This window comes from Streptomyces sp. UG1 (assembly GCF_049974585.1).
Taxonomy (GTDB): domain Bacteria; phylum Actinomycetota; class Actinomycetes; order Streptomycetales; family Streptomycetaceae; genus Streptomyces.
Genome location: NZ_JBNGGG010000008.1, coordinates 172,038 through 197,638, shown reverse-complemented (window position 1 = coordinate 197,638; position 25,601 = coordinate 172,038). Strand labels below are relative to the sequence as shown.

Annotated in this window: 19 protein-coding genes and 8 pseudogenes; 16 read left to right on the top strand and 11 right to left on the bottom strand. The window is 68.3% G+C overall.

The features are described 5' to 3' along the window. Positions 1-21: 21 nt before the first annotated feature. Positions 22-663: a carbonic anhydrase gene (locus tag ACP4J3_RS11690; protein ID WP_426533168.1), complete on the bottom strand. Its 642-nt coding sequence runs from the start codon at positions 661-663 to the stop codon at positions 22-24. Between the two features lie 367 nt (positions 664-1,030). On the opposite strand from ACP4J3_RS11690, the pseudogene ACP4J3_RS11685 reads away from it, so the two are divergent. Continuing rightward, positions 1,031-1,598: pseudogene (locus ACP4J3_RS11685) on the top strand (hypothetical protein); the annotation flags it as partial. Positions 1,599-1,869: 271 nt separating this feature from the next. Here ACP4J3_RS11685 and ACP4J3_RS11680 read toward each other — a convergent pair. Continuing rightward, on the bottom strand, positions 1,870-3,654 hold the full coding sequence (locus tag ACP4J3_RS11680) for a Shedu anti-phage system protein SduA domain-containing protein (RefSeq protein WP_426533166.1): 1,785 nt from the start codon (positions 3,652-3,654) through the stop codon (positions 1,870-1,872). A 257-nt stretch (positions 3,655-3,911) separates the two neighbouring features. Then, positions 3,912-4,534, bottom strand: a pseudogene (locus ACP4J3_RS11675) (integrase); the annotation flags it as partial. Positions 4,535-4,733: 199 nt separating this feature from the next. Between ACP4J3_RS11675 and ACP4J3_RS11670 the strand changes: the two are divergent. Continuing rightward, positions 4,734-4,964 (top strand): hypothetical protein, encoded by a 231-nt coding sequence (locus ACP4J3_RS11670; protein WP_426533164.1) that lies wholly within the window; start codon positions 4,734-4,736, stop codon positions 4,962-4,964. A gap of 80 nt (positions 4,965-5,044) precedes the next feature. On the opposite strand, the gene ACP4J3_RS11665 is transcribed toward ACP4J3_RS11670, so the two are convergent. Continuing rightward, the gene (locus tag ACP4J3_RS11665; RefSeq protein ID WP_426533162.1) at positions 5,045-6,022 is read right to left on the bottom strand and encodes a helix-turn-helix domain-containing protein; all 978 of its coding nucleotides are present in this window, start codon (positions 6,020-6,022) and stop codon (positions 5,045-5,047) included. 149 nt (positions 6,023-6,171) lie between these two features. Between ACP4J3_RS11665 and ACP4J3_RS11660 the strand changes: the two genes are divergently transcribed. After that, complete coding sequence (locus tag ACP4J3_RS11660) at positions 6,172-6,684, top strand: 2,4'-dihydroxyacetophenone dioxygenase family protein (RefSeq protein ID WP_426533160.1); 513 nt, start codon at positions 6,172-6,174, stop codon at positions 6,682-6,684. 59 nt (positions 6,685-6,743) lie between these two features. On the opposite strand, the gene ACP4J3_RS11655 is transcribed toward ACP4J3_RS11660, so the two are convergent. Further along, positions 6,744-6,899, bottom strand: coding sequence for a helix-turn-helix domain-containing protein (locus ACP4J3_RS11655; RefSeq protein ID WP_426533158.1), 156 nt, complete (start codon positions 6,897-6,899; stop codon positions 6,744-6,746). A 219-nt stretch (positions 6,900-7,118) separates the two neighbouring features. On the opposite strand from ACP4J3_RS11655, the pseudogene ACP4J3_RS11650 reads away from it, so the two are divergent. Beyond that, positions 7,119-7,813: pseudogene (locus ACP4J3_RS11650) on the top strand (metallophosphoesterase); the annotation flags it as partial. Positions 7,814-8,109: 296 nt separating this feature from the next. Further along, positions 8,110-8,286 carry a hypothetical protein gene (locus ACP4J3_RS11645; RefSeq protein ID WP_426533156.1) on the top strand — a complete coding sequence of 59 codons (177 nt, stop codon included), beginning with the start codon at positions 8,110-8,112 and terminating at the stop codon, positions 8,284-8,286. Positions 8,287-8,368: 82 nt separating this feature from the next. Here ACP4J3_RS11645 and ACP4J3_RS11640 read toward each other — a convergent pair whose 3' ends face one another. After that, positions 8,369-8,956: a TetR/AcrR family transcriptional regulator gene (locus tag ACP4J3_RS11640; RefSeq protein WP_426533154.1), complete on the bottom strand. Its 588-nt coding sequence runs from the start codon at positions 8,954-8,956 to the stop codon at positions 8,369-8,371. A gap of 58 nt (positions 8,957-9,014) precedes the next feature. Here ACP4J3_RS11640 and ACP4J3_RS11635 point away from each other — a divergent pair, with 58 nt between their 5' ends. The 3 genes and pseudogenes from ACP4J3_RS11635 to ACP4J3_RS11625 all read left to right on the top strand — a co-directional run. After that, the gene (locus ACP4J3_RS11635; RefSeq protein WP_426533152.1) at positions 9,015-9,959 is read left to right on the top strand and encodes a patatin-like phospholipase family protein; all 945 of its coding nucleotides are present in this window, start codon (positions 9,015-9,017) and stop codon (positions 9,957-9,959) included. Further along, entirely contained in the window at positions 9,956-11,407 is a 1,452-nt protein-coding gene (locus ACP4J3_RS11630) for a flavin-containing monooxygenase (RefSeq protein WP_426533150.1), read from the top strand. The genes ACP4J3_RS11635 and ACP4J3_RS11630 overlap by 4 nt, the downstream gene beginning before the upstream one ends. Before the next feature lie 45 nt (positions 11,408-11,452). After that, positions 11,453-11,569 (top strand): annotated as a pseudogene (locus tag ACP4J3_RS11625) (IS5/IS1182 family transposase); the annotation flags it as partial. A 19-nt stretch (positions 11,570-11,588) separates the two neighbouring features. Here ACP4J3_RS11625 and ACP4J3_RS11620 read toward each other — a convergent pair. Beyond that, positions 11,589-11,849, bottom strand: a pseudogene (locus ACP4J3_RS11620) (IS30 family transposase); the annotation flags it as partial. 396 nt (positions 11,850-12,245) lie between these two features. After that, positions 12,246-12,545, bottom strand: coding sequence for a hypothetical protein (locus ACP4J3_RS11615; protein WP_426533148.1), 300 nt, complete (start codon positions 12,543-12,545; stop codon positions 12,246-12,248). Between the two features lie 294 nt (positions 12,546-12,839). Here ACP4J3_RS11615 and ACP4J3_RS11610 point away from each other — a divergent pair. The 5 genes and pseudogenes from ACP4J3_RS11610 to ACP4J3_RS11590 all read left to right on the top strand — a co-directional run. Then, positions 12,840-13,337 (top strand): annotated as a pseudogene (locus tag ACP4J3_RS11610) (transposase); the annotation flags it as partial. A gap of 533 nt (positions 13,338-13,870) precedes the next feature. Next, positions 13,871-15,819: pseudogene (locus ACP4J3_RS11605) on the top strand (Xaa-Pro dipeptidyl-peptidase). Between the two features lie 269 nt (positions 15,820-16,088). Next, positions 16,089-17,153: a hypothetical protein gene (locus ACP4J3_RS11600; protein WP_426533146.1), complete on the top strand. Its 1,065-nt coding sequence runs from the start codon at positions 16,089-16,091 to the stop codon at positions 17,151-17,153. An 87-nt stretch (positions 17,154-17,240) separates the two neighbouring features. Continuing rightward, on the top strand, positions 17,241-17,510 hold the full coding sequence (locus ACP4J3_RS11595) for a hypothetical protein (protein WP_426533144.1): 270 nt from the start codon (positions 17,241-17,243) through the stop codon (positions 17,508-17,510). Between the two features lie 346 nt (positions 17,511-17,856). Further along, complete coding sequence (locus ACP4J3_RS11590) at positions 17,857-18,522, top strand: response regulator (protein WP_426533142.1); 666 nt, start codon at positions 17,857-17,859, stop codon at positions 18,520-18,522. 46 nt (positions 18,523-18,568) lie between these two features. On the opposite strand, the gene ACP4J3_RS11585 is transcribed toward ACP4J3_RS11590, so the two are convergent. From ACP4J3_RS11585 to ACP4J3_RS11575, 3 genes are all read right to left on the bottom strand, one after another. Further along, a complete protein-coding gene (locus tag ACP4J3_RS11585) occupies positions 18,569-18,748 on the bottom strand; it encodes a hypothetical protein (protein ID WP_426533140.1) in 180 nt (59 codons plus the stop codon). Positions 18,749-19,002: 254 nt separating this feature from the next. Continuing rightward, a complete protein-coding gene (locus tag ACP4J3_RS11580; protein ID WP_426533138.1) occupies positions 19,003-20,178 on the bottom strand; it encodes a sensor histidine kinase in 1,176 nt (391 codons plus the stop codon). A gap of 281 nt (positions 20,179-20,459) precedes the next feature. Then, positions 20,460-21,728, bottom strand: a complete 1,269-nt coding sequence (locus ACP4J3_RS11575) for a DUF418 domain-containing protein (RefSeq protein ID WP_426533136.1) — start codon at positions 21,726-21,728, stop codon at positions 20,460-20,462. 315 nt (positions 21,729-22,043) lie between these two features. Between ACP4J3_RS11575 and ACP4J3_RS11570 the strand changes: the two genes are divergently transcribed. The 3 genes and pseudogenes from ACP4J3_RS11570 to ACP4J3_RS11560 all read left to right on the top strand — a co-directional run bounded on the left by ACP4J3_RS11570 (position 22,044) and on the right by ACP4J3_RS11560 (position 25,512). Continuing rightward, positions 22,044-22,412, top strand: coding sequence for a hypothetical protein (locus tag ACP4J3_RS11570; protein ID WP_426533134.1), 369 nt, complete (start codon positions 22,044-22,046; stop codon positions 22,410-22,412). Between the two features lie 81 nt (positions 22,413-22,493). Next, a pseudogene (locus ACP4J3_RS11565) lies at positions 22,494-22,682 on the top strand (IS701 family transposase); the annotation flags it as partial. Between the two features lie 109 nt (positions 22,683-22,791). Further along, positions 22,792-25,512: a SpoIIE family protein phosphatase gene (locus ACP4J3_RS11560; RefSeq protein WP_426533132.1), complete on the top strand. Its 2,721-nt coding sequence runs from the start codon at positions 22,792-22,794 to the stop codon at positions 25,510-25,512. Positions 25,513-25,601: the final 89 nt, after the last annotated feature.

The following is a 25,601-nucleotide window of genomic DNA, read 5'->3' as shown; positions in this document are numbered from 1 at the left end:
GGGCAGCCACAGGCGGGGCGGTCAGGACGCGGCGGGGACCGCCGCATCGAGGCCGCGGGAGGCGACGAGCTGTGCACTGCCGTCGGCCAGCCGGTAGGACAGCCCCACCACGCCGAGACGGCCGGCGGCCACCCGCTCGGCCAGGGCGCGAGAGCGTTCCAGCAGCAGGTCCACGGTGTGCTCGACGTGCTCGGCCAGGATCTCTTCGGCCTGGTCGCGTCCGGCGGCGCGGGCTGCCAGCACGCTCGGGGTCACCCGTTCGACAACGTCACGGACGAAGCCGCCGGGCACCCTGCCCCCGTCGGCTGCGGCACGGGCGGCTGCGATGGCCCCGCACGAGTCGTGGCCGAGCACGACGACGAGCGGGGCGTCGAGCACGCTCACGCCGTACTCGATGGAACCGAGGACTTCTGCACCGGCGACATGCCCGGCGGTGCGCACCACGAACAGGTCGCCCAGGCCGCGGTCGAAGATGATCTCGGCGGCCAGCCGGGAGTCGGAGCACCCGAACACCACGGCGAAGGGCTGCTGGGCCGGTGCGATCTCGGTGCGGCGGGTGGCGTCCTGGTTCGGGTGCTCCGGGGTGCCTGACACGAAGCGCCGGTTACCGGCCATGAGCAGCTCGAAGGCGTCGCGGGGCGTCGGGTTCTGGATCTCGGTCATGGCGGCAGCCTACGAGCCGGCACCAGCCGTCGCATCGCCTGGTCCCGCCGGAGCTCGCCGGGCCGGCGACGCTGACGGCCTTGTCATCACCCCCAGGCGCCGGGCGAGGGCGGCCTCGGTGCGGAACCTCAGCGCGCGACGGTGCTGCGCCGCCCCGTACGGCGACCGGTCCAGAACGCTCCGTTCGTCGTCCACGCCCGCACAACGAGCCAGGCATTGCCCGCGCTGTCGGCCGAACGAGCGGGACCCTGCGCCTGCCGAAAAACTCATCCGTCCTGGTGGGGGCTGGTGTACGGGTGGTGTCGAGCGCGGGCGCTCGGGCGGGTGCTCCGGGCACCTGGTGAGTGCCCCGGCAGGATGATCTGTCGTGCTGCTTCCACTTGCCTATCTGGGTGTGGCGAACGTGTTCGCCCTGCTGCGGCTGCTGCCAGTGAGCAACCAGGACAAGTACGCCGAGATCCTCGCGCTGCGTCATCAGATCACGGTGCTGGAACGCCAACTCGGCCGGGATCGGGTGCGGTTCGCCCCGAGTGACCGGGTGTTCCTGGCGGCCGCGCTGCTGCACCGGCTCCCGTGCGGTGTGCTGCGCCGGGCACGGCTGCTGGTGCTCCCGGACACTGTGCTGCGCCGGCACCGTGACCTGGTCTCGCGCCGCCACGCGGCCCGTTCCCGGCCCAAGCGTGCGGGCCGACCCCGCACCGTCCGCGTCCTGGTGCTGCGCCTGGCCCGGGAGAATCCCGGCTGGGGATACCGGAGAGTTAACGGCGAACTGTCTCGTCATGGACCTGGAAGACGCCGACTGCCGGGCTCGCTTCATGATTCGGGACCGGGACGGGACGTTCCCCGAGTTGTTTGACAGCGCTCTGAAGGAAGCGGACATCAAGGTCGTGCTCAGCGGGATCCGCATGCCACGCATGAACTCGATCACGGAACAACTGCTCAACCGACACGGCATCAGCGCTCGCCCCGCCCGCAACGGCGCCCTCATGGCCCTTGCCGCCGACCTGCCCGCCGCAATTCTCGCCGACCTCCTCGGCCTCCACGTCAACACGGCCTCCGCTGGGTCACCTACGCCCGCCGAGACTGGGCCGACTACCTCGCCGCCCGCCTTACACAAGACCACGAGCAGAGTTCAGGCCGGTAACACACGCTCGGCGGCATGAGAGTGCATCGACTTGTCCGCCAGAGAGACCAGCGCGTACCTCATCAAAGTTCGCTCTCAATACCAGGAGTTTCGAGGTCGTCCTCAACGAAGCGGAGTGCTTCTTCCGCGTGTTCGATCAGATCCAAGTAGGTGAGTACCTGAACTCGGCTTTGGTCCGTGTTGAAGGAACGGATGGTACGGGCGACCATCTGCTGAGTGACTCCAGGTACCTCCACGTGATCAGGATTCCCGATCACAACAGTTCCCCGTGTACGAAGGTAATCGTGGTCAGGGTCAAGTGTGTTCCGGTGGATTGTTTCCAGTGTCGGTCCAGCGTCATCCATTCTCTGAACGTAGTTCCTGCATTGACTCACCGCCTCGTGCACCTCATTCGACATGATCAGGCCGTTGCGGTGCCACCTGACAAGTGCGGCGCCGGGCTTCTTGAGTTCGACGACGTGAACGCTGCGGTCAGCGCGCACGAGAAGAATGTCGTGCTGGTCGAGGGGCAACAGGTCACGTCGTTCCGAGGCTTCTGTGTACTCACCCCCGAAGATCCAGTGATTACGTCCGACTATCCGTTGAACTGCGGCTTCCGGCGCACTTCTGTCGCTGACGACCTCCCGAAGCTCCTGCAGCAGTTCGCGGCGTTGCCTGATGACCTTTAGCTCGGCCGATCGGTGATCCTTCTCGGTCGAGTCCAATGCGGGAACGACGCTCCCGTCTTTGCGGTACGTGACGACCTGAATCCGCACATGTTCGTCGGCGCCCGAATCAGGGGGTCCGGATTCTTCGTCGGGTCTCGCCGCCGCAATTACGTCATAGTGACCGCCGCCTATCCAGTTCACTTCATGTGTAATGCCGCCTGAGTCGTTACCGCTGATCACTTTGTCCAGACGGTCACGGACGACGTGCGACTCGCTGTCGACAGCGAGCCAGTGGCGGCCAGTTTTGTGCGCGACCGCAGCGGCCGTGCCTGAGTCGCCGAAGTAGTCGAACACGAGGTCACCGGGGTTGGTCGCGATCGTGAGAATGTGTTGCAGCAGTTGTTCCGGCGGTGGAGCCGGCTGGTGCATGTCATCGAGCAGTCCGCGCAGGTGCTGGCCCGCTTGGAAACTTGTCCCCACGTCGGCCGGGCTCCATACCGTGGTGGGCGGTTTGTCAGGGGCCTCCGATAGATAGAGCTTCAGCGTCGGACGGCCGCCGGGCGACCATGCGATACGTCCGTCGCGATCGAGTTCCTCGAAACGTTGCTGGGTGAATCGCCAAGAACGTCGGGCAGGTGGCTGTATGGCCGTGCCGAACGGACCTACCACCTCGTAGCGCAGGTTCTCACGAAGAACGGGAGAGGACAGGTCGGCTGCTCGCCACGGCCCGCGGGGATCGTTGTCAGGGTTGCGGAAACTCGGCTCTGATTCGGCTGTACGAGGGAGAGGGTTCGGCTGCCATGTCGAGGCGTCTTTCGCGAAGACAAGTAGGTAGTCGTGGCTGACCGTGAAGTGACGGGAGTCATTCCGTGCAGGCTTCTGAACGACGACTGTAGATACGAAGTTCGATCGGCCGTAGACCTTGTTCATTAGCACACGGCAGTCAGCGAACTGCTGGTCGTCGACGTGCACCCACACAGAGCCGTCAGGGGCGAGCAGGTCGCGCACCAGACGCAGATGTACCTGCATCATGCCGAGCCAGGAGGCGCGGCCAGGAGCCTCGTGGTGCTCGAACCCCCATTGCGTGTCCCACGGCGGTCGCAGATATGCCGACTTGACCCTGCCTCGATACTGGCCGGTGTCCTTCAGGGTACGAAGTGCGTTCTCGTTGCCGCCATGGATGAGCAGGTTATCCGCCACCTGATCAGCTTAGGGCTATGGGCCGGGGAGTCGAGGTCGTGCACGTACTTCGGCACCATAAGGTTACGCTCGCTCATCGGCACGAGCGGACGTTCGGGGTGGTGTGAGCCCACGGCCTCGACTAGCGCGCTGGCGCATCCGCCTTGGGCGAGGATTGCGCATGGTCGGGATAACACCCCTGCACCAGTAGTGCTCTCCCTGCGGCGCGGCTGCATCCGCCATGACCGGACCGCCGACCTGTGGCTGATACAGGGGTTCCGACGGCGACGGTTGGCGTGCTCGATGACCGCGAAGACATAAAGGGCCGGTCCGTTAAGGGTGGTGGCGGTGAAGAAGTCGCAGGCCAGGATCGCGTGGGCTTGGCCGCGCAAGAACGCGGCCCAGGTCTGACGGACACGTTCGGGCGCCGGCTCGATCCCGTGCGCTCGCAGAATCTCCCAAACCGTGGAGGATGCCACCTTGATGCCGAGCACGGCGAGTTCGCCGTGGATGCGCCGATACCCCAGGAGCTGTTCTCGCGGGCCAAGCGCAGGACAAGGGCCTGGATACTGCGACGGGTCGGTGGCCTGCCGGACCGCTTGCGTCGGGAGGCGTCAGCGTGACGACGGCGCATGAGGTCGCGGTGCCACCTCAGGACCGTCTCCGGCGAGACGATCAGGTGCAGCTGCCGCAGCTTGGGCCTAGGGAGCCTGTGGAGGAGCGCGGCCAGGAAAGCGCGGTCCGCGGGGGTGACGCGCGGCCTGTCGATCTGCCTCTGTAGGACAGCCAACTGGTGACGCAGCGTCAATATCTCGATGTCCTTGTCCACAGCGCTCACGGGCAGCAGCCGGATGAAGGCGAACACGCTCGACACGGCGAGGTAGGGCAGTCGCAGCAGCACGATCGATCAGCCTGACACGCCTGTCCAGCAGCCAACGACCGTTCGCGAGAGCCTGCACGTCACAGGCCATGGATGGGTTTTTCGGCACCCGCAGGTCCTGCGCCGCCTGCGCGAGCACGACGCTCCGGGCAACGCATACGCCCACGACCCGGGCTGGCTGCGGCGTCTGCTGGCGACCACCCGCTCCCGCGGATACAGCGTGCGCGCACCGGAGTACAACTTCGACGGTCGCAACTCGATCGCCGTACCGATCCGCCTGCATGGCGAAGTACTGGGATGCGTCAACGTGACCTGGCGCAAGACGGTCATGTCCGCGCAGGAAGTGGCGCGACGCCACCTGGACGACCTGCGGGCCGCGGTGCATCGGATCGAAGAGCGGGCTTGGGCGGCCGTCCCGCAACGACATGGCCCCGCCGGCGACGGGATCTGAGGGCGCCGGAAGATCCGTGCGGCGCCACCGTCTTCACCAGCCACGGCAAGGTCTGTTGCGACAGGAAGGACTCTCAAGAGCTATGCGGCAGGCCCCTGGGCAGCAGCGGTGTGGTTGCTGCGGTACCCGCGCGGGCTGACGCCATGGTGGCTCTTGAAGGCGCGGGTGAAATGCGAGGCATCCTTGAAGCCGACCGCGTAGGCGATGTCCGTGACGCTCCGGTCTGCCCGGGCCGGGTCGGCGAGCAGCCCGGCGGCCCTGTGGACGCGCCGACGCAGGATCCAGCGCGACGGGGAGGTGTCCTCGGCTCGGAAGATCGCGTGGAGGTAGCGGACGGAGATGCCCAGCGCCTGGGCGATCACAGGCGGTGACAGGTCGGGATCGGCGATGTGGTCGTCGATGTACCGGCGGGCGCGGACCATGTGGACCGTGCCGGGAGCTTTGAGTCGGCTGTCGACGGCGGTCCGGTCGGACAGGGCCGTGGCCAGCAGCTCCAGCAGCGTGCCGCCGATCCGGGCACTTGTGTCGGGAGCCAGACCCCGAGCGTGAACGGTCAGTGCGTGCAGGAAGGGCGCGAAGAGCGCGCCCACACCGTGGTCGCCCGGCACTGGGGTCGCCATCGCATCCCGCGCCAGCGGGCAGTGCGCGTCGAACAGCGGCCTGGGCACCTTCAGCACCAGCAGTTCGAACGGGTCGGCGCAGACGATACGGCAGGGCCGGGCACTGTCGTAGACGGTGAAGTCGCCCGGGCGCAAGACCGCGTCCCGCTCCTGCTGGGAGACCGTCACACAGCCCTGGACGGCCAGGTTGACCAGGAGGTCGTCCTCGCCCGATCTCCGGATCAGCGTCGGGGACCGGAACACCGTGTGAGGGTCGGAGACCACCCTCGCGACGCCCAGGTCGCCGAGCGTCTGGGCCGTGACCCTGCCCCGGAACCCGGCGGACGTGGGCTGCGGCACGTCCATCTCGTACTCGACGAACGTCGTACAGACCACCTCGCGCCAGTAGTCGAGCCGAGCTCGGCCTTCGAGCGGCGCAGTGGAGAAGTCGAGCGTCATACCGGTGCCACCTTGCTTCGCACCTTCCGGGGACCCGGTCGTGGGTGCGCTCAGATTCAAGTAACCGTGCGGCCTCAGTCAAGCCCCCGCCGCAGGTCGGCCCGTACGTTCGCACCCACACACCCACCTAGGCAATGAGGCAAGGTGACATGACTACGTCCGAAGAGATCATGGCGCAGTACGTCGCGACCGAGGCGCGCGTGGACCGCATGCGGGACAAGTACGCCTTGGAGGAGGGGTACATCAGCGAGGACAGCAGCCCGTGGGTGCCGTTCGTGCCTAACGTGTTCATCAAGCACCTCACCTTTGATGTCCGCGGCAGCAGCGCCGCCAACGTGCTGTGGGTGCAGGAGGGCGGCACGCTGGGCCGCCACCGGCATCGTGGCCCGGTCTCCGGCTACGTCCTCGAAGGCAGCTGGCGCTACCTGGAGTACGACTGGGTCGGGAAGCCCGGGGACTTCGTCCGGGAGAGCCCGGGGCGCAGCCATACCCTCTACTCCGAGCACGGGATGAAGACGATGTTCTGGCTCAACGGTCCGCTGGAGTTCCTCGACGAGGAGGACCGTGTGATGGAGACGGTGGACGTGTTCTGGTTCATCGATCACTACGAGAGCTACTGCCGGGAGAACGGTCTGAAGATCAACGAACGTCTCTATCTCTGAGCACGCCGATGCTTTCCCGACCCTCGCCGACGACGCACCCGGTCAACCGCGCCAGCGGATCACTTCGGGGCGGCGACGGCGGTGACGTTGTCGGCGAGGGGGCGGGGCAGCAGGTCGTCGGCGGGGGGCAGGCGGCGCAGCACGGTGTTGCGGTGAGTGAAGAGCCGCTCGGCGGTGCGCGTGGTGCTGCATTGCTCACGGAGGTAGGTGTCCAAGGTCTGGCGGGTCTCGGCATCGGCATGCAGGAGTGAGCATGCGCTGGGTGGGGTCCAGGCGGCTGCGGCGGAAGCCGTCGATGTCGTTTCCCGGTCGGCCCACCGATCAGCAAGTCACATGCCCGCAGGGCAGGTCAGGGCGCGAGTTCGCCTCGCTGAACGGTTGGCCCAGGAAGCTGGTTCGGCGAATCCCAGGCTGGCAGGCGCGCTCCTGGGCACCTCATCACCGACACCCACTACGGCCCGCTCGATCGCGCCCGCTGGTCGGCACGCGTATGCGAGACGGTGAACACCCTGAAAGCCGACCTGGTCTGCCACACCGGCGACATCGCGGACGGCACGGCCGAACGCCGCCGCGCCCAGGCCACCCCACTCGCAACCGTGCAGGCCACCCATGGCCGTGTCTACGTCACCGGCAACCACGAGTACTACAGCGAAGCCCAAGGCTGGGTCGACCTGATGGACGAGCTGGGCTGGGAGCCGCTCCGCAACCGTCATCTGCTGCTCGAACGCGGGGGCGACACCCTCGTGGTCGCCGGCGTGGACGACGTCACCGCCGAGTCCCCCGGCCTGGCAGGCCATGGCGCCCACCTCGCCGGAGCCCTGGACGGCGCCGACCCCGACCTACCCGTCCTGCTCCTGGCACACCAGCCCAAGTTCATCGACCGGGCGGCAGCCGCCGGCATCGACCTCCAGCTCTCCGGCCACACCCACGGCGGCCAGATCTGGCCCTTCCACCACTTGGTCCGCCTCGACCAGCCCGCCCTCGCCGGTCTCCGTCACCACGGCACCCGCACCCTTCTCTACACCAGCCGCGGCACACCGGTTTCTGGGGCCCGCCGTTCCGCGTCTTCGCCCCCGGCGAGATCACCCTGCTCGTGCTCCGCTCCCCACACCGGCCCACTACGCCGTAGCACCTAGGCGGGCCAACACATCCGCTTGGAGGTGCCCTGGGCCGGGGTGCGGCGTCGACAGGTGACCAGGCTCGTCTCGCCGAGGACCTGGCGGAAGAGAGAGCAAGGGCTATGTCCCAGGTCGATCTCACTGTGCCCGTGGGTGCGCTGACCGAGGAAGGCGCGGCGAGCATCCAACGGGACCTGGCGCGTGCCCTGCTCACGTGGGGAGGGCGCACCCGACCGGGAGACATTCCGTTCCCTGCTGTGGTCCTACCTGCATGTGCTGCCTGCTGGGGCGCTGGTCACCGCAGCCGATGACGCCCGCGCTTCTGGTCGGAGAGGCGACGGAACTGGTGCCGGCCGCCGCGGGGCTCGGCGCGGACCAGGCGCTCCGGGTGCGGGTGCTCATCCATGAGCAGCCGGACCGGACCTGGGGAGCAGGCGGCAAGATCATGCGCCACACCGAGGTCGCGGGACTCGCCACGGACTGAGGACATGAGTCCGCTGTCTCGGCGCACGCTCCCATCAGGCACCCGGCGCGAGCGCGGGTGCCTGATGCGATCCGGGGCGGGGTCAGTCGGTCATGACCTGACGGAGCAGGTCCACGAGCGGCTGTACGGGAACGGTGGGGTCGAACGCGCGCTGGACGCCGATGCCGATCCCGAGACTGAGAAGGACGAAGGCGGCGGTGTCCGCGGGCATGTGGGGCGTGACGCCCAGTTCCTGCATCTGAGCCCGGATGAGGTCCGCGAGGGCCTCGGTGACGGCGCGCCGTCGGTGGGCGAGTTGTTCGCAGACGTGTGCGTCGCGGCGGTTGGCGGTGGCGAACTCGACTTCCAGCGCGGTCCACAAGCTGTCGCCTATGTGCTGCTCGGCCCACCGGGCGAAACCCGCGAGCCTGTCCTCCAGGCGGGGCGCGTCTCCCATCTCGGCGGCGATGTACGCCACTTGCTGCAGGGCAATGCGGTCCAGGACGGCCAGGCAAAGCTCGTTCTTGGTCGCGAAGTTCGAGTACACCGCGCCCTTCGAGTAGCCGGCGGCCTCCGCGACCCGCTCGATGGATGTCTTCGTGAAGCCATCGTGCAGGAAGAGGTCGTGCGCGGTGTCGAGGACGTGTTCGCGGGTGCGGGCCTGGCTCTCGGCCCGGGTAAGTCTTGCCACGCCCGCAGAATACCGCTAGCTTCCGGATTTCATTGGTATCTGAATTCCAGGGGGATCTGTGGCTCCACGGCGTGCACTGGTGGTCGGGTGCGGCGGCACGCTCGGCTTCGCCTGGACGGTCGCCGCGCTCACCGCAGTGGAAGCGGAGCTGGACTGGGACGTGCGGACCGCCGAGGTGTCGGTGGGGACGTCCGCCGGGGCGGAAGTCGTGTCCGCTCTCGGCTCCGGGCGGTCCGTGTCCGACCTGCTCGCGGCGGCACGGGGAGAGACTGGCGCGGACCCGGTGCTCCTCGGACACGTCCACGCCCACCCGGGTGCACTGCCTCCCCTCCCGTGGCCCGGGCTGCCGGGGTCGGGGCTGGTGACCGCTGCCGTACGCGGCCAGGTCTCGCCGGGGTCGGGACTGGTCGGGCTGCTGCCGCGCGGCCGGGGTGATGCGCGTTGGCTGCACCGATTCGGTGCCGCGCTGGCGGAGGGCCGCCCGTGGCCGGATTCCACGCACACCTGGCTGGTTGCGGCCGACGCGCGCTCGGGCCGGCGGGTCGCGTTCGGCGCGCCGGGAGCTCCGGCCACGGACCTGGGCAGCGCGATCGCCGCGTCCTGGGCGATCCCGGGCTGGTTCCCGCCGGTGCGGATCGACGGGCGGACCTACCTCGACGGCGGCGCCGTGTCCCCGACCTCGGCGGACCTCCTCGTACCCCTGGGGCTGGACGAGGTGGTGATCGTCGCTCCCATGTCGACCTCCGGGGGCGCACCCGCCACCGGCCTGAGCCGTCTCGAACGGATCCTGCGCCGCTGGATGACCCGGACCGTCGACGCCGAAGAACGCCTCTTGCGTGCGGCGGGATGCCGCGTCGTCCGGATCGAGCCCGGGGTGGAGGAACTGGCCGTGATGGGGGCCAACTTCATGGACCCACGGCGGCGTACGGCCACGCTCGACGTCTCCCTGCGCACCGCACCCGACCGCGTCAAGCGAGCCATCGACAGGAGCATCGCGGCATGAGCACACACGTCGAGGTCATCGTCGTCGGCGCCGGCATCTCCGGGGTTGGCGCCGGGGCCAGACTCCGCGGCGCCGGTATCCGCGACTTCCTGATCATCGAGGCGGCCGACGACTTCGGCGGCACGTGGCGGGCGAACACCTATCCCGGCTGCCAGTGCGACGTACCGTCCCGCCTCTACAGCTACTCCTTCGCTCCGAACCCGGACTGGACGCGGGTGTACGCGCATCAGCCGGAGATCCTCACGTACGTGAGGCGGGTCGCCGACACGTACCGGCTGCGCGAACACACCCGGTTCGGGGTGCGTATGACCCAAGCGCGATGGCAGCCCGGCCAGGCCCGCTGGCTCGTCCGTACCGACGCCGGTGAGTTCACAGCCCGATTCCTGATCGCCGGCGCCGGCCCGTGGAACGAGCCCCTCGTCCCGGACGTCCCCGGCCTCGACGGTTTCCCCGGCGAGGTGTTCCACTCCGCGCGCTGGAACCACGACTACGACCTGCGCGGCAAGCGCGTCGCGGTGCTCGGCACCGGCGCCTCGGCCGTGCAGTTCGTCCCGGCGATCGCACCCGACGTCGCCTGCTTGCATGTGTTCCAGCGCACCGCCCAGTGGGTGCTGCCCAAGCTGGACCATCACATACCGAAGGCCGAACGGTGGGCGATGCGCCACCTGCCGGGCGCGCGAGCCGCGGTGGCAGGGCTGGAGTACCGGGCCATGGAGACGCTCGGACGTGGATTCCGGCGCCCCGGGCTGATGCGTGGCGTCCAGGCCATCGCACGGGCCCACCTGCGGGCCACGGTCCGCGACGCCGAACTGCGCCGCAAGCTGACCCCCGACTACACCATCGGCTGCAAGCGCATCCTGTTCTCCAACCACTACTACCCCGCGCTGAGGCGACCGAATGTCGACGTGCACGCCGCCGCGGTGCACGCCGTCGAAGGCAACACCGTGCACGGCGCCGACGGCAGCGCCGCCGAGGTGGACGCGATCATCCTCGGCACCGGCTTCCACATCCTCGACATGCCGCTCGCGGGCCTCGTCCGAGACGGAGCCGGCCACTCGCTCGCCGACCGCTGGCAGGGCTCCCCCGAGGCGTACCTCGGCACCGTCGTCACGGGCTTCCCCAACGCCTTCCTGCTCCTCGGCCCCGGCCTGGGCACCGGGCACTCGTCGGCGTTCGCCATTCTGGAGGCACAGCTCGACCTCGTCCTGGGCGCCATCAAGGCCGCACGGGAGGAGAGTTGGGCGGTGCTGGAGGTACGCGGCGACGTGCAGGCCGCGTACAACGCCCGGCTCCAGACCGCGCTGGCCGGCACCGTCTACAACGCCGGTGGGTGCAGGAGCTACTACCTCGACGCCAACGGCCGCAACAGTTTCAGCTGGCCTTGGTCCACCGACCGGCTTCGCGCCGAGGTCGGTCGCTTTGAGCCGCAGGACTTCACCGCTTCCTGAGCCGAGGGAACTCATCGTGCCAACAGCGTCCGGAGGGGGCGGGGGCCTGGGCTGCGGTGTGGCCTGGCCGTGGACGTGTTGGGCCTCGTCATCGACTGCGTCGTCCTGCTCGCCTCCGCCCACGACAACGCCGCAGGCATCGCCCTGCTGGACGGTGTCGCCGGGCGTCCGCATTGGCCGTGCTGAAGCTCTTGTGGGTGGCCATCTCCGCGCCCTGGTCCCAGGTGAGAGAGCGGACCAGGTGTTCGGGCAGCGTCCGGACGGTGTCCACCAGGGCGTCCTGGACGTGTTCGGCGCTGCGGCCGTCGGGCAGGTGCAGGAGCATCACGTAGCGGGTGGCGCGTTCGACGAGAGTGACGATCGCCGAAGCGCCGTCCTTGCCGATGATGAGATCACCCTCCCAGTGGCCGGGGACGGCCCGGTCTTCGGCCTCGGCGGGACGAAGAAGCGGACGGCGGCACCACCGGACGAACCGGTGATGCCGCCTTGTTCCGGCCGGACGGTCTGCGTCCATTGCGCCAGCGCCTGCCGGTCTTCGAGTTCACCCCGACGATTCGGCACGCGTCCTCGTTGCTCACACCCTGCCGCATGAGCTGGACGTATGCAGCTCGCTCAGCAGAGAGCTTCTTGCGGCCCTGAGGGCTCCGTACCTTCCGAATCTCGAAGTTCATCGCATCCCCTGAACTGGGGTGTTGCGACGACCACTAGAACGGAAGGTGTGGGCGACGCAGGGGCCTTCAGCCCGCGACGGTCGGTCCGGCTCGTGCACGGCCTCGTCGGGGTCGGCCAGAGCTGGGGCGGTCGGGGAGGCTTCGCCGATGGCGTCCTGCAGTGCGTCTCAGCCTTTCAGGTCCTCGAGGACTCCAGCCGCCGCCTTCTCGTAGTCGCTCTCACTGAGGCCGTCGCACTCGGCGGTCTTCTTCAACTCCTCGTCCTCGGAGTCCGCATCGACTGCGGCCTTAAGGGCCTTCGTACAGGCCTTCAGGTCTTCGGCGCTGGCGGCTGCCGGTGTGGTGCCGGCGGTGGTCGGGGGGCTGCTGGACTTGCTCGGCTTGCTGGTGCTCTCGGAGCTTCCGCAGCCGGTGGTGAAGGCGGTGAGGGCGAGCAGTACGACGCAGGCGGCTGTGCGAGTGCGCATGGTGCCTCCAAGGGCGTTGTGTTGTTGATGGGATCATGCGTGGTCCGCACGCCCTGACGCGTCTGCCGAGCTTCCGGACCCGCCCCCGCCGAATGGCAGAGGACGCCGAGCCGATCGGCCATCACCGCTCGATGGGGTCAGTGAGGCTGTTTCAGTCCCATGACACGGTCGGTGCCAGCGGGACTCGATCGTGAGAGTGCGGGATGTGGCGTTCCGTCGGCCTTGTCATCGCTCGATGGTGTGACGTTGGGGCATCGCTGCCGGTCGGGCGTTCGGGGTTCGCGGGGATGTGGCATGGACATGCGCAAGCCGTACCCGAGCGATCTCACCGACGAGCAGTGGGGGCTTGTGCAGCCCGTGATCACGGCATGGAAGGCCCGGCATCCGCCGGTCAGCGGCCATCAGGGGACGTACGCGATGCGGGAGATCGTGAACGCGATCCTCTACCAGAACCGCACGGGTTGTCAGTGGGAGTTCCTGCCCCACGACATGCCCCCGCCCGGAGCGGTGAAGTACTACTTCTACCTCTGGCGCGACGAGGGGACAGAGGACATCCACGACCTGCTGCGCTGGCAGCTGCGGGAGAAACGGAAACGATTAACCGACCCGAGCCTGGTGGTCCTGGACACGCAGAGCATCCACGCCTCCGTCGGAGTCCCGGCCGCGACGACGGGCCGGGACGCCGCGGTACCGGGCAGGAAGAGATGCCTGGCCGTGGACATGTTGGGCCTCGTCATCGACTGCGTCGTCCTGCCCGCCTCCGCCCACGACAACGCCGCAGGCATCGCCCTGACCACCAAACCCAAACCCATACGCCTCGAATGGAGCGGCCACGGACGATCCGACTGGCCGCCACCACCTTGCGCTGCCCGCGGGCCACTCGCTTGTGGATCAGCCTCGCGTAGACGGATGTGGAGGTCAGCGGCACAAGCCCGGCTTGTCGTCTGTCGCGAGGTTGGCATAGGCATGCCCGTGCTGGTCGCGGACCGGGAGGCCGGCCGGAGATGCCGTTCCGCAGGACTGTAAATCGTTTGACAGACCCCCTGATCCTCAAGTAGAACGCGGCCCGGACGGAGAGCTGCAGGGACACGATGCAGGCTCATCTCGGTTCCCGTTGCGACACCGGAGTCGCTCCCGGCGATGGTCGATCGGCTCGGCGTCCTCTGCCATTCGGCGGGGGTGGTCCGGAAGCTTGGCAGAGGCGTCAGGGCGTCCGGACCGGCGACGTTGTGCGCATGACTCAGACAGAGTTCTCGCACGAAACGCCACCTCCACGGCACGCGATCATCGCGACCGTGCCCGCAGTCGTTGGGCCGCCTCCGCGTATACAGAAACGCACGCGCTTCACGATCTACAGAACGTACGCGACCGCCTCCGTGGCCACCCTGCTGGCTGCCTTCCTCACCCCGGCGGCGGCCCAGGCCGCCCCGCCCCGAAGGAAAGCCAACCGGTCTACTCCTACGCCCATGCCGTCCGTGAGTCCGTCTGGGTGGACACCGGCCTCGACAGCGACCGTGACGGGAAGAACGACCGCGTCGCCGCCGACATCGTCCGGCCCCGCGAACCTGCCCGGCAGGGCCGCAAGGTCCCCGTCATCATGGACGCCAGCCCGTACTACTCCTGCTGCGGGCGCGGCAACGAAGACCAGAAGAAGACGTACGACACGCGCGGTCGCGTCAGCCGGATGCCGCTGTTCTACGACAACTACTTCGTTCCCCGCGGCTACGCCTTCGTCGGCGTCGACCTCGCCGGCACCAACCGCTCCGACGGCTGCGTCGATGTCGGCGGCCGCAACGACATCCGGTCCGCGAAGGCCGTCATCGACTGGCTGAACGGCCGCGCCAGGGCCTACACCAGCCGCCGCGGCGGCACCGCCGTCAAGGCGACCTGGACCAACGGCCGCACGGGCATGATCGGCAAGAGCTGGGACGGCACCATCGCGGGCGGCGTCGCCGCCACCGGCGTCAAGGGCCTGAAGACGATCGTTCCGATCAGCGCGATCTCCTCCTGGTACGACTACTACTTCGCCAAGGGCGCTCCGTTCTCCGAGTTCGGCCCCGACTGGCTGTCCTGGGCGGTGCAGAGCGACGACGCCTCCAGGCACTGTGCGGCCATGGAACGCAAGCTCATCGACGGAGCTCCGCGCAGCGGTGACTGGACGCCTCTGTGGAGCGAGCGCGACTACGTCAAGGACGCGGCGAAGGTCCGCGCGAGCGTGTTCCTCGTGCACGGGATGCAGGACCTCAACGTCCGCGCCAAGCACGTCGGCCAGTGGTGGGACGCACTCGCGAAGCACGGTGTCGAGCGCAAGGTCTGGCTCTCCCAGACCGGTCACGTCGACCCCTTCGACTTCCGGCGCGCCGACTGGGTCCGTACCCTGCACCGCTGGTTCGACCACGAACTCCTCGGCTACGCCAACGGCATCGACCGCGAGCCCATGGCCGACATCGAGCGCCACCCCGACCAGTGGGTCACCTCGAAGCTCTGGCCGCCGCGCGCCACGCACACCACCACCCTCCACCCGGCCACCGGAAATCGGCCGGGCGTGGGGACCCTCGGCCTGAGCAAGGGCACCGGCACCGAGAGGTTCACCGACAACCGGGCGCGCAGCGAAACCGACTGGGCGGCGCGGATCGGCAGCACGACGCCCGAGAAGGCCGGCTTCCTGACCAAGCCGCTCACCAGCGACCTGCGTCTGTCCGGCTCCACCAAGGTCACCGTCACCGCCACCCCGACCACGTCGACGGCCCACCTGTCCGCCGTCCTCGTCGACCTCGGCCCCGCCACCATCCGGGACTATGCCCACAAGGCCGAGGGCATCACCACCCTCACCAACCGCACCTGTTGGGGCAGCAGCACCAAGCGGGACAGCGCCTGCTTCAAGGCCACGCGGGTGAAGAAGAAGTCCGTCGACTACACCGTGTTCAGCCGCGGGTGGGCCGACCTCGGCAACCACGCCTCCGACCACAAGGGAGTCCCGCTCACCCCGGGCAAGGCCTACACCATCACGCTCGACCTCGCGGCCACCGACCACGTCGTCCCCAAGGGCCACCGCCTGACCCTGATCGTCGCGGGCACGGACAAGAACCTCATCGACCCACCGTCCACCACCCCGACGCTCACCCTGGACCTGGCCCGTACGTCAGTTCACGTCCCGCTTCTCGGCGGCACCGCTGCGTTCACCCGCGCCACCTCGGGCGGCACCTCCGCCGCACCCGAGACCGCGGTCCCGGACGGCGTACGGGCACCGCACACCGCAGTCCCCGGCAACTGACCGGCTCGGGCGGCCGGGCATGCCCGGCCGCCCGCCTCCCCGGCCACGGCGACGTGGCGGGGAGATTTCTGTTCACATTGTGGCGATTCCGAATCGCTGTCTACTCGAACTCGATCGCGAGGCGTCATCACCGTATGCGAATCACTGCCTCATCAGTCGTCCTGCGCCGGACGGAACGTTGGTTCATCCGTCAGGGCACCCCCACGATGATCGAGGGATACGGCGTCATAAGGAATGTCCTGCCCCGGATGCTGCCTACACTGTCCTTCGTGAGCATGGCCAGCCTCACCTGGCTGGTACCGCTGGAAGCGGGCTTGCTGCAATGGGTCCTGCTCGGCGCGGTGCTCGTGGCGACACTGGCCGTCTGGACAACTATCAGAGTGTTTGTCCGGCGGCTACGCCGCTTCCCGCCGCCGGCCGCCGTCGCGCTCCTCACCGGCTTTGCCGTGATTTTTGTTGTGACACCTGAGCTGCAACTCGCCGTCGAGGATCCCGTCACACCTGTCGGCGCATACGTCATCGGCCTCCTGGCATCCGCCGTGCTCTTCGCCGTTGTCTTCGTCATCGCGCTCGTAGCCACGACATACGGCTTCGGTGAACTGATGCGCCGCGCGATCGGACACGCCGTCCACGACCTGCGCAACAGCCCGCTCGTACTCGGCCGGGCGCTGCCGCCCATGTTGTTCGTCACCCTCTTCCTCTTCTTCACCAGCGAGTTGTGGCAGGTGATGAACAGGCTCTCGTCGTGGAGGGTCGCCCTGTTCGTCGCACTTTTCGTGGGAGTCACCGTGTTTGCGGCAGCCGGTCGTCTTCACGACGAGATCGGGCGGGTCGAGCAGGACCTCACACCGTCCCTGTTGTCGTCGGCATGCCGAGGCACACCCCTGGAAGTTGTGGACATCGGCGAGCTGACACACCGCTGTTCACTTGCACCTGTGTCCCTGAACAGGCGTCAGGTGCGCAACCTGTTGCTGCTGTTCGCCGTCCGCCAATTGGTTCAGGCGATGGTGTTCGGTTTCGCGCTGTTCACGTTCTTCCTCGTCCTGGGCCTGATAGTGGTCACACCGGAAACAGCGAAACAGTGGATCGGGAGTACGCCCGCAGTCTCGGTCGTTCTCCCTGGCGTTCCGATTGCTCTCTTGCGCAACGCGACGCTCTTCGCCGCCTTCGGCGGCATGTTCTTCGCCATCACCTCGATGACCGACGCCAACCATCGACAGGATTTCTTCGCCCCGATCATCGACGAAGTCGAACGGACTCTCGCGGTGCACGCCGTCTACCTGGCCGTGCGCGCCAACCAGCATGCCGACCATGCCAGGGCAGGAACTTACTGACCGCGCTCTTTCAATTGCTACTCCAGCGTGAGGATCGCTGCGGCGCTGGGCGACAATCGGTTCGGGCTGCACCGTGCTCTGCGGAAGATGAGCCAGGACTTGAGTGAGCGTTTGATTCTCCGTTGTCCGTTTGATCGGGCTTGGCTGTCGCGCCAGGGGGTGGTCCTGAGGGCGGTGGACGCCATCATGCTCCCGGACGCCGAGACCGCGGTTCGCCACTGCTTCAGCACCGTCCTCGCCGCATCGGTCATCCGTGTCGCATACGGTCCACGATTCGCCAGGCCGGTACCCGTCGATGACGACGCCTTCACCGCCGATCCGGCAGAGACAGCGGTGCGCTACCTGCTGGCTGCCTGACAGCGTTCGACCCACACCGTCCCTGCCGCCAGCGGCAGCAGTCATCTTCACCAGCGCCGATTCCGCCGCTTCGGCCACCAACGGCGGCCGCACGCCGCTCCGGGGGCAATCATCACGTTCCGGGTGACCGACTCGACATCAGCCACCCGGGCTGACCGTGACCCGGAGGCGGGGAAATTACCGTCAGACCAGCCTGAAACGCCTCACCTTACCGTTCGGTGTGCGCCGCCATGCCGTCCGTTGATAATTGAGGCGCCAACGTCCGCGGGACTCGCCGCGTGCTGACCGGAGTCGGCTCGCGCGTTGGCCGTCAGGGGCGTCGCGGCTGACTGAGTGGGGTGGCAGGGTGATTCGGGTGCTGTTGGCAGACGACGAGGCGTTGATCCGCGCCGGGATCCGGTTCGTGCTTGAGGTCGCCGATGACATCGAGATCGTGGCCGAGGCGGACAACGGTGCCGGCGCCGTCGAGCTCGCTCGCAAACACCTCGTTGACGTGGCGCTGCTGGACATTCGCATGCCCGGTGTCGACGGGCTGGCCGCGGCCGTCGAGATAGGGAAGGTGGCACCGCGGACAAGTGTGGTCATGCTGACCACCTTCGGTGAGGAAGAGTACGTCACCCGGGCGCTGCGCTGTGGCGCTGCGGGGTTTCTGCTCAAGGACACCCCGCCCGACGATCTGATCAGGGCTGTCCGGGTGGCGGCCGCTGGTGATCCCATCCTCTCGCCTCGGGTCACCAGGCAGCTGATCGATCGCCACGTCAACCGCGACGTGAGCCAGGCCGACGAGGCGCGGCGCCGTGTCGCGGCTCTGACCGACCGTGAGCGCGACGTGCTGTGCCTGCTGCGTGAGGGCTGCTCGAACGCTGAGATCGCCAAGGCGCTGCTGATGAGCGAAGGCACCGCCAAGTCTCACGTCAGTCGCATCCTCTCCGTCCTTGGCTGCACCAACCGGGTTCAGGCGGCGATCCTGGCGCACGACGCCGGAGTTCTTCCGCCAGGCAGCCGTTCCTGATCCGCCTCGTCGAGCCCACGCGAAGCGTCGGCTTGCCGGGTTCCGCCTACGGCGTCCGGATCTCGACCTTCTGCGCGAGCTTGGCGTCGTTGAAGCAGAACCGGAACACGTGCCCGAAGCCCTCGGCCAGCGCGTAGTCGCACGTGGTGCCGGCCGGCGCCGTCGGCTGTTCAGCCTGGCCCGCTGTGCGGGCGGTCATGCTGTCGCCGCCGGTCAGCTCGCGCACCCTGTCCTGGGTGTCGCCGATCTTGCTTTGCTGGTAGGTCTGTGGCGAGACGCCAAACTCGAAGTAGTAGCAGACGCTGAGCCGAGGCCGCCGCAGACCACGATGGCGACTCCGGCGAGGGCGATGAAGGCCGTCTTGGTCTTCCTTCGTGATGCGTCGTGGAAGGGCCCGTCTTCGGCCCGGGCACGGGAGGGGAGCATCTGCGCGTCGGCCAGGGCGGGTTGATCGATGGTGGGGCTCATTGTGCCCGGGCTTCAATGGCGCAGGGGAAGCTCGGCGGTGAGGGCGTGGTCGCCAGTGATCGGGTCGGTGCCGGCGGTGAAGTCCCCACCGGCCAGGCGGGCGCGTTCGCGCAGGCCTGCCAGTCCCAGGCCGCTGCTGGGGGGCGGGACGGCGGGCGGGCGTGCGGCGTTGCGTACGCTGATGGTGAGTTTGTCGGTGTGGACGGTGACGGTGAGCCGCGTGGGCGCACCCGGGGCGTGCTTGTGCACGTTGGTGAGGGCTTCGCGCACGATGCGGTTCACCGCTCGGCGGATGCCGATGCCGGCGTCGGTGAGGTCGCCGCCGCGCCAGGACAGGGTGATGGGCAGGCCCGCATGCTGGGCTTCGGCGACCAGGTTGCTGACATCCTCGCGCGTGCCGACCACCGATTCGGTGCCGTCCGGTGGTTCGGCGCCGTCGAGGCGCAGGATGCCCAGCACGGTGCGAAGCTCCTCGAGTGCGGTCCGGGAGGTGGTCTGTAGCAGGTCGGCCTGCTCGTTGATCTCGGGGGCCGCGGTGCGGGTGCGCATCTCCAGGGCCCCGGCGTACAGGACGATCAGGCTGAGCCGGTGCCCGAGCAGATCGTGCATCTCGCCGGCGATGCGCGCCCTTTCCTGCATCCGGGCCTGCGACTCGCCGAGCAGGTTGGCGCGTTCCAGCAGGGCGTTGCGTTCGTGCAGGGCATCCATGGCCCGGGCTCGCTCCCCCTGCCGCATGCCGATGGCGCCCGGCAGCACCACCAGGAGCACATTGATGACGACGATGCGGCCGACATCCTCTAGGTCAACCGTCAGCCCGGCTAGGTCGACGAGGTTGGCCGCGGATTGCACGCCGGTGGCGAGCGCCAAGGCGGCCACGGCGCGGCGGGTGTCCGGTACCTGGCGGCCCACCGCATAGGCGAGCATCACGCTCACCGGCCAGAGAAAAACCGACAAAGTCGTGCTCGGCAAGATCAACGCCACTGCCGCGACGACGGTCCCGGCCAGCAGCGAGGTGATCGGCCAGGTGAATCGGCAGAGCAGGGCAACAGCGGCGGCCAGCAGGCCGATCGCCGTTGCGGGCTGCCCGGGCACGTTGATGACGGCCGTGACGATCGCCGTGGCAGGCAGGAACAACCACCATGCCAACAGCAACCTGCCCTGTCGTGCCAGGTGCTGCCAGGTCGTCACCGCCTCGGCGGTGACGACCTCGGCGAGTTTCGCCCAACGAGCCACGGCACCTCCACGACGATGACGGTGGCCGCCGAGCCGGGCGGTCGCCCGACCGGTGAGCGCAGCCGCGTCCGGGCCACGCTGGCCGGGGTCACCAGCCACAGCAGTGCAGTGATGATTGGCAGCCCGTGATGGGCGCCGACCGTACCCGAGGACGGGGGCCGTGGTCATCGTATCCGGGCTCAGCCAGGGCCGACCTCGTTCGAGCGAAGGGCGAACGTGCCCTGACACGCCGCGTCTCACCGGACGAACTTCGCCAGTTTGGTGGTGCTGTTGAGCAGGTACTCCAGCGGTCCGCGGCTGAAGAAGCGCGACCAAACGGTGGCGAACAGGATGGCCCCGGCGATGAACCCGAGCAGTGGCACAAAGGTGCCGGTGGTCTCATCGGGCAGCATGGCGTAGGCAGCGACGTGGGCGACGTAGAGCGTCAGGGACATGGTGCCCACGGCGATGAGCGGGCTCGCCAGCCGGCGCAGCCACGCCAACCGGGCCATGGCCACGGTCGCGCAGATGAGCACGGTGATCGCCACGCCGAGGCCGCCGATGATCTCGAAGGTCGTACCGCTGTGCGGCTCGGCTCCCAGCAGCGACTGGGCCATGTTCGCGCTGTCCGTAACCTTGTTGTTGATGTAGTCGAAGGCCGGCGATCCCGGTCGCAGGGATTCGATCGACTTCGGATCCACGTTCGCGAAGGCTTCCTTCAGAGCGGACTTGTCTGCCTGAGTGGGCGGGTACAGCCTTGCCGTCAGCCAGGCGGTGCCGTATCCGAGCGTCATCAGCGCGGGGCCGAGCGCGGCCAGTCGGCGTTGCACCACGCCGGCGGCCAGGTCGAGCCGGGCCAGTGCCATGCCGGCGATCACGAACGGCATCCAGGTGATCGCGGGGTAGTAACCGTCGAGCAGCAGGCCCAGCAGTCCGTCGCCGCCGAGCCGGGCGATCGGGTCGTAGGTGTTGATGCTCTTCGCCGTCGACTCCCCCAGCAGCCACCTCAGGCCGAACGCCGCCTGCGGCCCAACGACCGCGAGCACGGCCGCGATGATCGCGAGGGTCCTGGCCCGCAGCCGTATCAGGGGCAGTGCCAGCAGGAAGTACACCCCGTAGAAGGCGAGAATCACCAGGATCCCGGTCTTGAGCATCGTCAGCGCGGTGCCCAGTGCCAGCAGGACCACAGCCCGGATCACGATCCGGACCTTCGCCTGCCGGCCGGCCAGGCCGGTCTTCGGCTCCCGACGGCCGGCGATCAGCATCAGCGAGAACCCGGCCAGGGTGGCGAACAGGATCGACGACCGGCCCTCGGTCAGTTCCAGCAGCCAGCCGCCGAAGCCACCCACGTCCTCGGCAGGTGGGGCGACGTGTACCGCGAACATGCCGAACACCGCCAGCGCACGGGCCAGGTCCACCCCGACCAACCGCCCCACCGACGGCTGCTGTTCGACCACGGCGGCGGGCTCAGCCGGTGCCCCGTGCCGCGGAGGTGACGTTTCGTGTGAGATCTCGATCTGAGTCATGCGCCCAACGTCGCCGGTCCGGACGCCCTGACGCCTCTGCCAAGCTTCCGGACCGCCTCCGCCGATCGGCGGAGGACGCCGAGCCGATCGACCATCACCAGGAGCGACTTCGGTGCTGCGGTCTTGACTCGCTGTCGCTGTCGCGGACGGTGCGGGCGGCCGACATCACCTGGCGCTTGTGGGCGTTCATGTGGACGGGGCGATCCAGCATTCGTGTGCGGTCAGCACGCGGCAGATCGGCTCGACGCCGCCGATGCGGCCCCTGTGCTCGTCGATGAACGCCACGAGCATGTGTGTGACGGGTCGAGCTCAGAGATGCTGACGCGCATCGTGTGGCTGCTGGAGAACTCCCCGCCGCTGCTGGCCGCCTACCTCCAGCGCGCCCTGTCGATCGAGGACCGTCTCGCGCGCAAGCTCGCCGAGCGCGAGGGTGTCGACCCGGACACCGACCTGCGCCCCTTTCTCGCGGTCGGCGCGGTCGGCACGGCCCCTGCGCGCCGCCCATTATCGTCACCGGGCCAGGCTGGCGAACCCGGCGACAGGCGACTGTTCAGGCGTTCGACCGCCATTGATTTCCATCACGCGTCCGTCGACGACCCAGCCCTTGTCGACTATTGGGCCGAACGACGTCGCAAACACAACCCAGCACCTGCATACGCCCGCGAGCCATCAGGGCTTGCTTGAGCCGTGTGCTCGGACAACGGGCCCGCACGGTTCTGAGGGGGGACCGCCGCAGCAATGCGGCGGTCCTACCCGACCAGGCCGCTCCGCCGCTACGTGGGCTGGTATCGGCACATCACTCTGGCCATGCTCGCTCACGCTTTCCTGGCCGCTACGGCACACCAGCCCTGGGAAAAAGGGGCGGAACAGGTGAGACCCCCGGGGCCATCGGGCTCACAGTGGCGGAGGTTCGGCGACTCCTGGCAGCTTGTCGTGCCCGGCCCCCGCACCTGAGCGGACATCAGGGACGACACCACGCGCTGAGCTGGTCGAACTGGCGCCGCCGACGCCAAGCAGTCGCCCGCCGCTGTCACTACCTGCGGCGCTGTCGCATGATCGAGGGGTGCTCTCCGTGAGACCACCCCCGCACGATCGAAGTCCCCTACACTCCGCCACCCGGCGAAAAGACCAGGTCAGGCAGCGAAATCCTGCTGGAGTACTAGTGTGGAGGTGGCGGTGGACTGCATCGGAGCCGGCGTTCGCCATCGTCGCTCGGGTCGCACCGAGCGCCGGGCGGCCGACGCAGACCTGCGTACGAGCAGGAGGCAGGGTGGTCATCGGACATGCGGTGCCTGAGGAGGGCGCCGACGCGCTCGGGCCGCGGCGGCTCGGGCTTCTGACGTCCGCCGGCCAAGAGCTGTCCGGTGTCCAAGCGTTGGTGTTGGCACTTCAGCAGGCCACAGCGGAACTGGGCGGGCTCGGTGGCCTTGCCCACTGGCGTGATCCTCGCTCCGGTCTGCTGCATCTCGTCACAACGTGTGGGCTTGCGCCTACGGCCTGCGACCCATGGGCCGTACTCTTGGAGGACGGGTCCGCGGCGCCTGCCCGGGCCGTGAGCCTAGGCGGCTTCGTCTGGGCTCCGGGCGAAGGTAGGACGGTTGGGGTTGCCGGCGTGGCCGCTGTGCCGCTCCCCGGGGACCGCGGCCCCGTCGGCGCGCTGTCCGTGATCACGGCGGGGCACAGCGAGCCGAGCACCGCGCAAAAGACCTTCCTTGGGTCGGTAGCCGAGTGGGCGGGTGGGCGCCTGGAACGCGACACCACTCCCGCCACGGACGCCGGTTACGAGGCGGCGCTGGTCCTGGTGCACGCGGTGAGTGACGCCTTCCTGGTCGTCGACGACGCTTGGCGGATCTCATACGCCGATGAGGGAGCCGAGCGACTCCTCGCCTCTGGCGGTCCACTGCTCGGCCGTGGCCTCTGGGACGTTTCTGCAGCGCGCGTCCCAGGACTCGAAGGCCAGTGCCGACGGGCGTCCGCAGAGAACAGGGCCGTCGGGTTCGATCGTCATTGGCCGGGCGACAGACGTCATTGGCGGGTGCGTGCCGTTCCTGTCGGCAACGGCGGGCTGACGGTCGCGTTCTCCGACGTCACCAACCAGCGGCAGGAGGAGGCGCAGAGAGCGACCACAGGGCAGACGGAAGCCGAGCTGGCCAGCCGGATGAGCGAGCTGACCATGGCCCTGTCCGAGGCGGTGACCTCGAAGGACGTCGTACGGGCCGTCGCAGATCATGTCCTGCCGACGTTCGGTGCCGACGGACTGGCGGTGGAGGCGATCGAGGGCGGACACATACGGGTGGTCGACGCTGTGGGGTACGACGAGGAATTCCTGCGCCACATCGACAGGATTCCCCTCAGCGCCAATAGCGCGGCCACCGACGTGCTTCGTACCCGCACCCCGCGGTTCGTCGAGTCACCTGAAGAGTTCGTCCGTATCTATCCCGACGTGAAGCATCTGGCGACGCTGTCACCCAAGAACGCGTGGGCGTTCCTGCCGTTCATCGCCTCCGGACACCTCATTGGGTGCGGTGTCGTCTCCTTCTCCCAGCCGCACTCCTTCAGCGAGGAGGAACGCGTCCTGCTCACCGCACTCAGTGGTCTGGTGGCCCAGGCGCTCGAGAGGGCACGCCTGTACGACGCGGAGCACTCGCGGGCGCAGGGACTGCAGCGCGGCCTGCTGCCCAGATCCCTGCCGCCCCTGCCGTCAGTCTCCGCCTCGGCCCGCTACCTGCCCGCAGGCAGCGGCGATGAGGTGGGGGGTGACTGGTACGACGTGATCACCTTGTCGTGCGGTCGTGTCGCCATGGTCATCGGCGATGTGATGGGGCACGGCATCACCGAAGCCGCCACCATGGGACGGCTGCGAACGGCGGTACGGACCCTCGCCGACCTGGACATGGATCCCGAGGAACTGCTCGGCCAACTCAATGGCCTGGTCGCTGATCTCGGGTACGACTACTACGCCACCTGCCTGTACGCCGTCTTCGATCCGGTGACACGTATCTGCTCTTTCTCGGTGGCGGGTCATCCACCGCCGTTGGTCGTTCACCCCGACGGCACGGTCCGCTGCCCTGACGTGACCGTCAACCCACCGCTCGGCGCCGCCGAACCGCCTTTCGACACTTATGAGTTGCAGCTCCCGGAGGAGAGCCTGCTCGTGTTCTGCACGGACGGCCTCGTCGAATCCGCCACCCGCGACATCGACCAGGGACTGACCGAGCTGCGGCACGCCCTGGCCGACACGGTGACCCGCATGTCGTACTTCTCCTGCGAACGGTCGGACGGCGGCGCCAACCGCCTCGACAGCCTGTGCGACGCTGTCGTCTCCGCCCTGCTGCCCGACAGCGACCAGACCACGGACGACGCGGCACTTCTCGTCGTTCACACGCGGAGCACACCTGCCGGCGACGTCGCCTCACTTCAGCTAGCGGAGGATCCACGGGCGGCCGCTGAGGCCCGCGAGTACATTCGCAGGCAGCTCGCACTCTGGGATCTGGACGATCTCGTCATGACCACGGAACTGGTGGCGAGCGAGCTGGTCGGCAACGTCGTCAGACACGCCAAGGGCCCGATACGGCTGCGTCTGCTGCGCAGCCGTTCACTGATATGCGAGGTCTACGACGGCAGCCTCACGTCCCCGCGCATCCGGCGCGCGGGCGCTGGCGATGAAGGCGGCCGCGGCCTGCAGCTGGTGGCGGCCGTCTCCCAGCGGTGGGGAACCAGGTTCCTCGGTGACGGAAAGTGCATCTGGGCCGAACAGGAGCTGCCGCCTGAGCGGGACGGATGACGAGTTGGGATCACGACAACGCGCCGGCCCAGGGAAGTCATCTGTCCGATGATCCCGGTGCTTCCCGGCGCATAGCGTGGCCGTACCCG

What these genes read in the sequence shown, in the direction of transcription:
- ACP4J3_RS11690 (WP_426533168.1), bottom strand. Translation starts at nt 663, where the DNA reads ATGACCGAGATCCAGAACCCGACGCCCCGCGACGCCTTCGAGCTGCTC.
- ACP4J3_RS11665 (WP_426533162.1), bottom strand. Translation starts at nt 6,022, where the DNA reads ATGACGCTCGACTTCTCCACTGCGCCGCTCGAAGGCCGAGCTCGGCTC.
- ACP4J3_RS11660 (WP_426533160.1), top strand. Translation starts at nt 6,172, where the DNA reads ATGACTACGTCCGAAGAGATCATGGCGCAGTACGTCGCGACCGAGGCG.
- ACP4J3_RS11645 (WP_426533156.1), top strand. Translation starts at nt 8,110, where the DNA reads ATGACGCCCGCGCTTCTGGTCGGAGAGGCGACGGAACTGGTGCCGGCC.
- ACP4J3_RS11630 (WP_426533150.1), top strand. Translation starts at nt 9,956, where the DNA reads ATGAGCACACACGTCGAGGTCATCGTCGTCGGCGCCGGCATCTCCGGG.
- ACP4J3_RS11615 (WP_426533148.1), bottom strand. Translation starts at nt 12,545, where the DNA reads ATGCGCACTCGCACAGCCGCCTGCGTCGTACTGCTCGCCCTCACCGCC.
- ACP4J3_RS11595 (WP_426533144.1), top strand. Translation starts at nt 17,241, where the DNA reads ATGAGCCAGGACTTGAGTGAGCGTTTGATTCTCCGTTGTCCGTTTGAT.
- ACP4J3_RS11575 (WP_426533136.1), bottom strand. Translation starts at nt 21,728, where the DNA reads ATGACTCAGATCGAGATCTCACACGAAACGTCACCTCCGCGGCACGGG.
- ACP4J3_RS11570 (WP_426533134.1), top strand. Translation starts at nt 22,044, where the DNA reads ATGCTGACGCGCATCGTGTGGCTGCTGGAGAACTCCCCGCCGCTGCTG.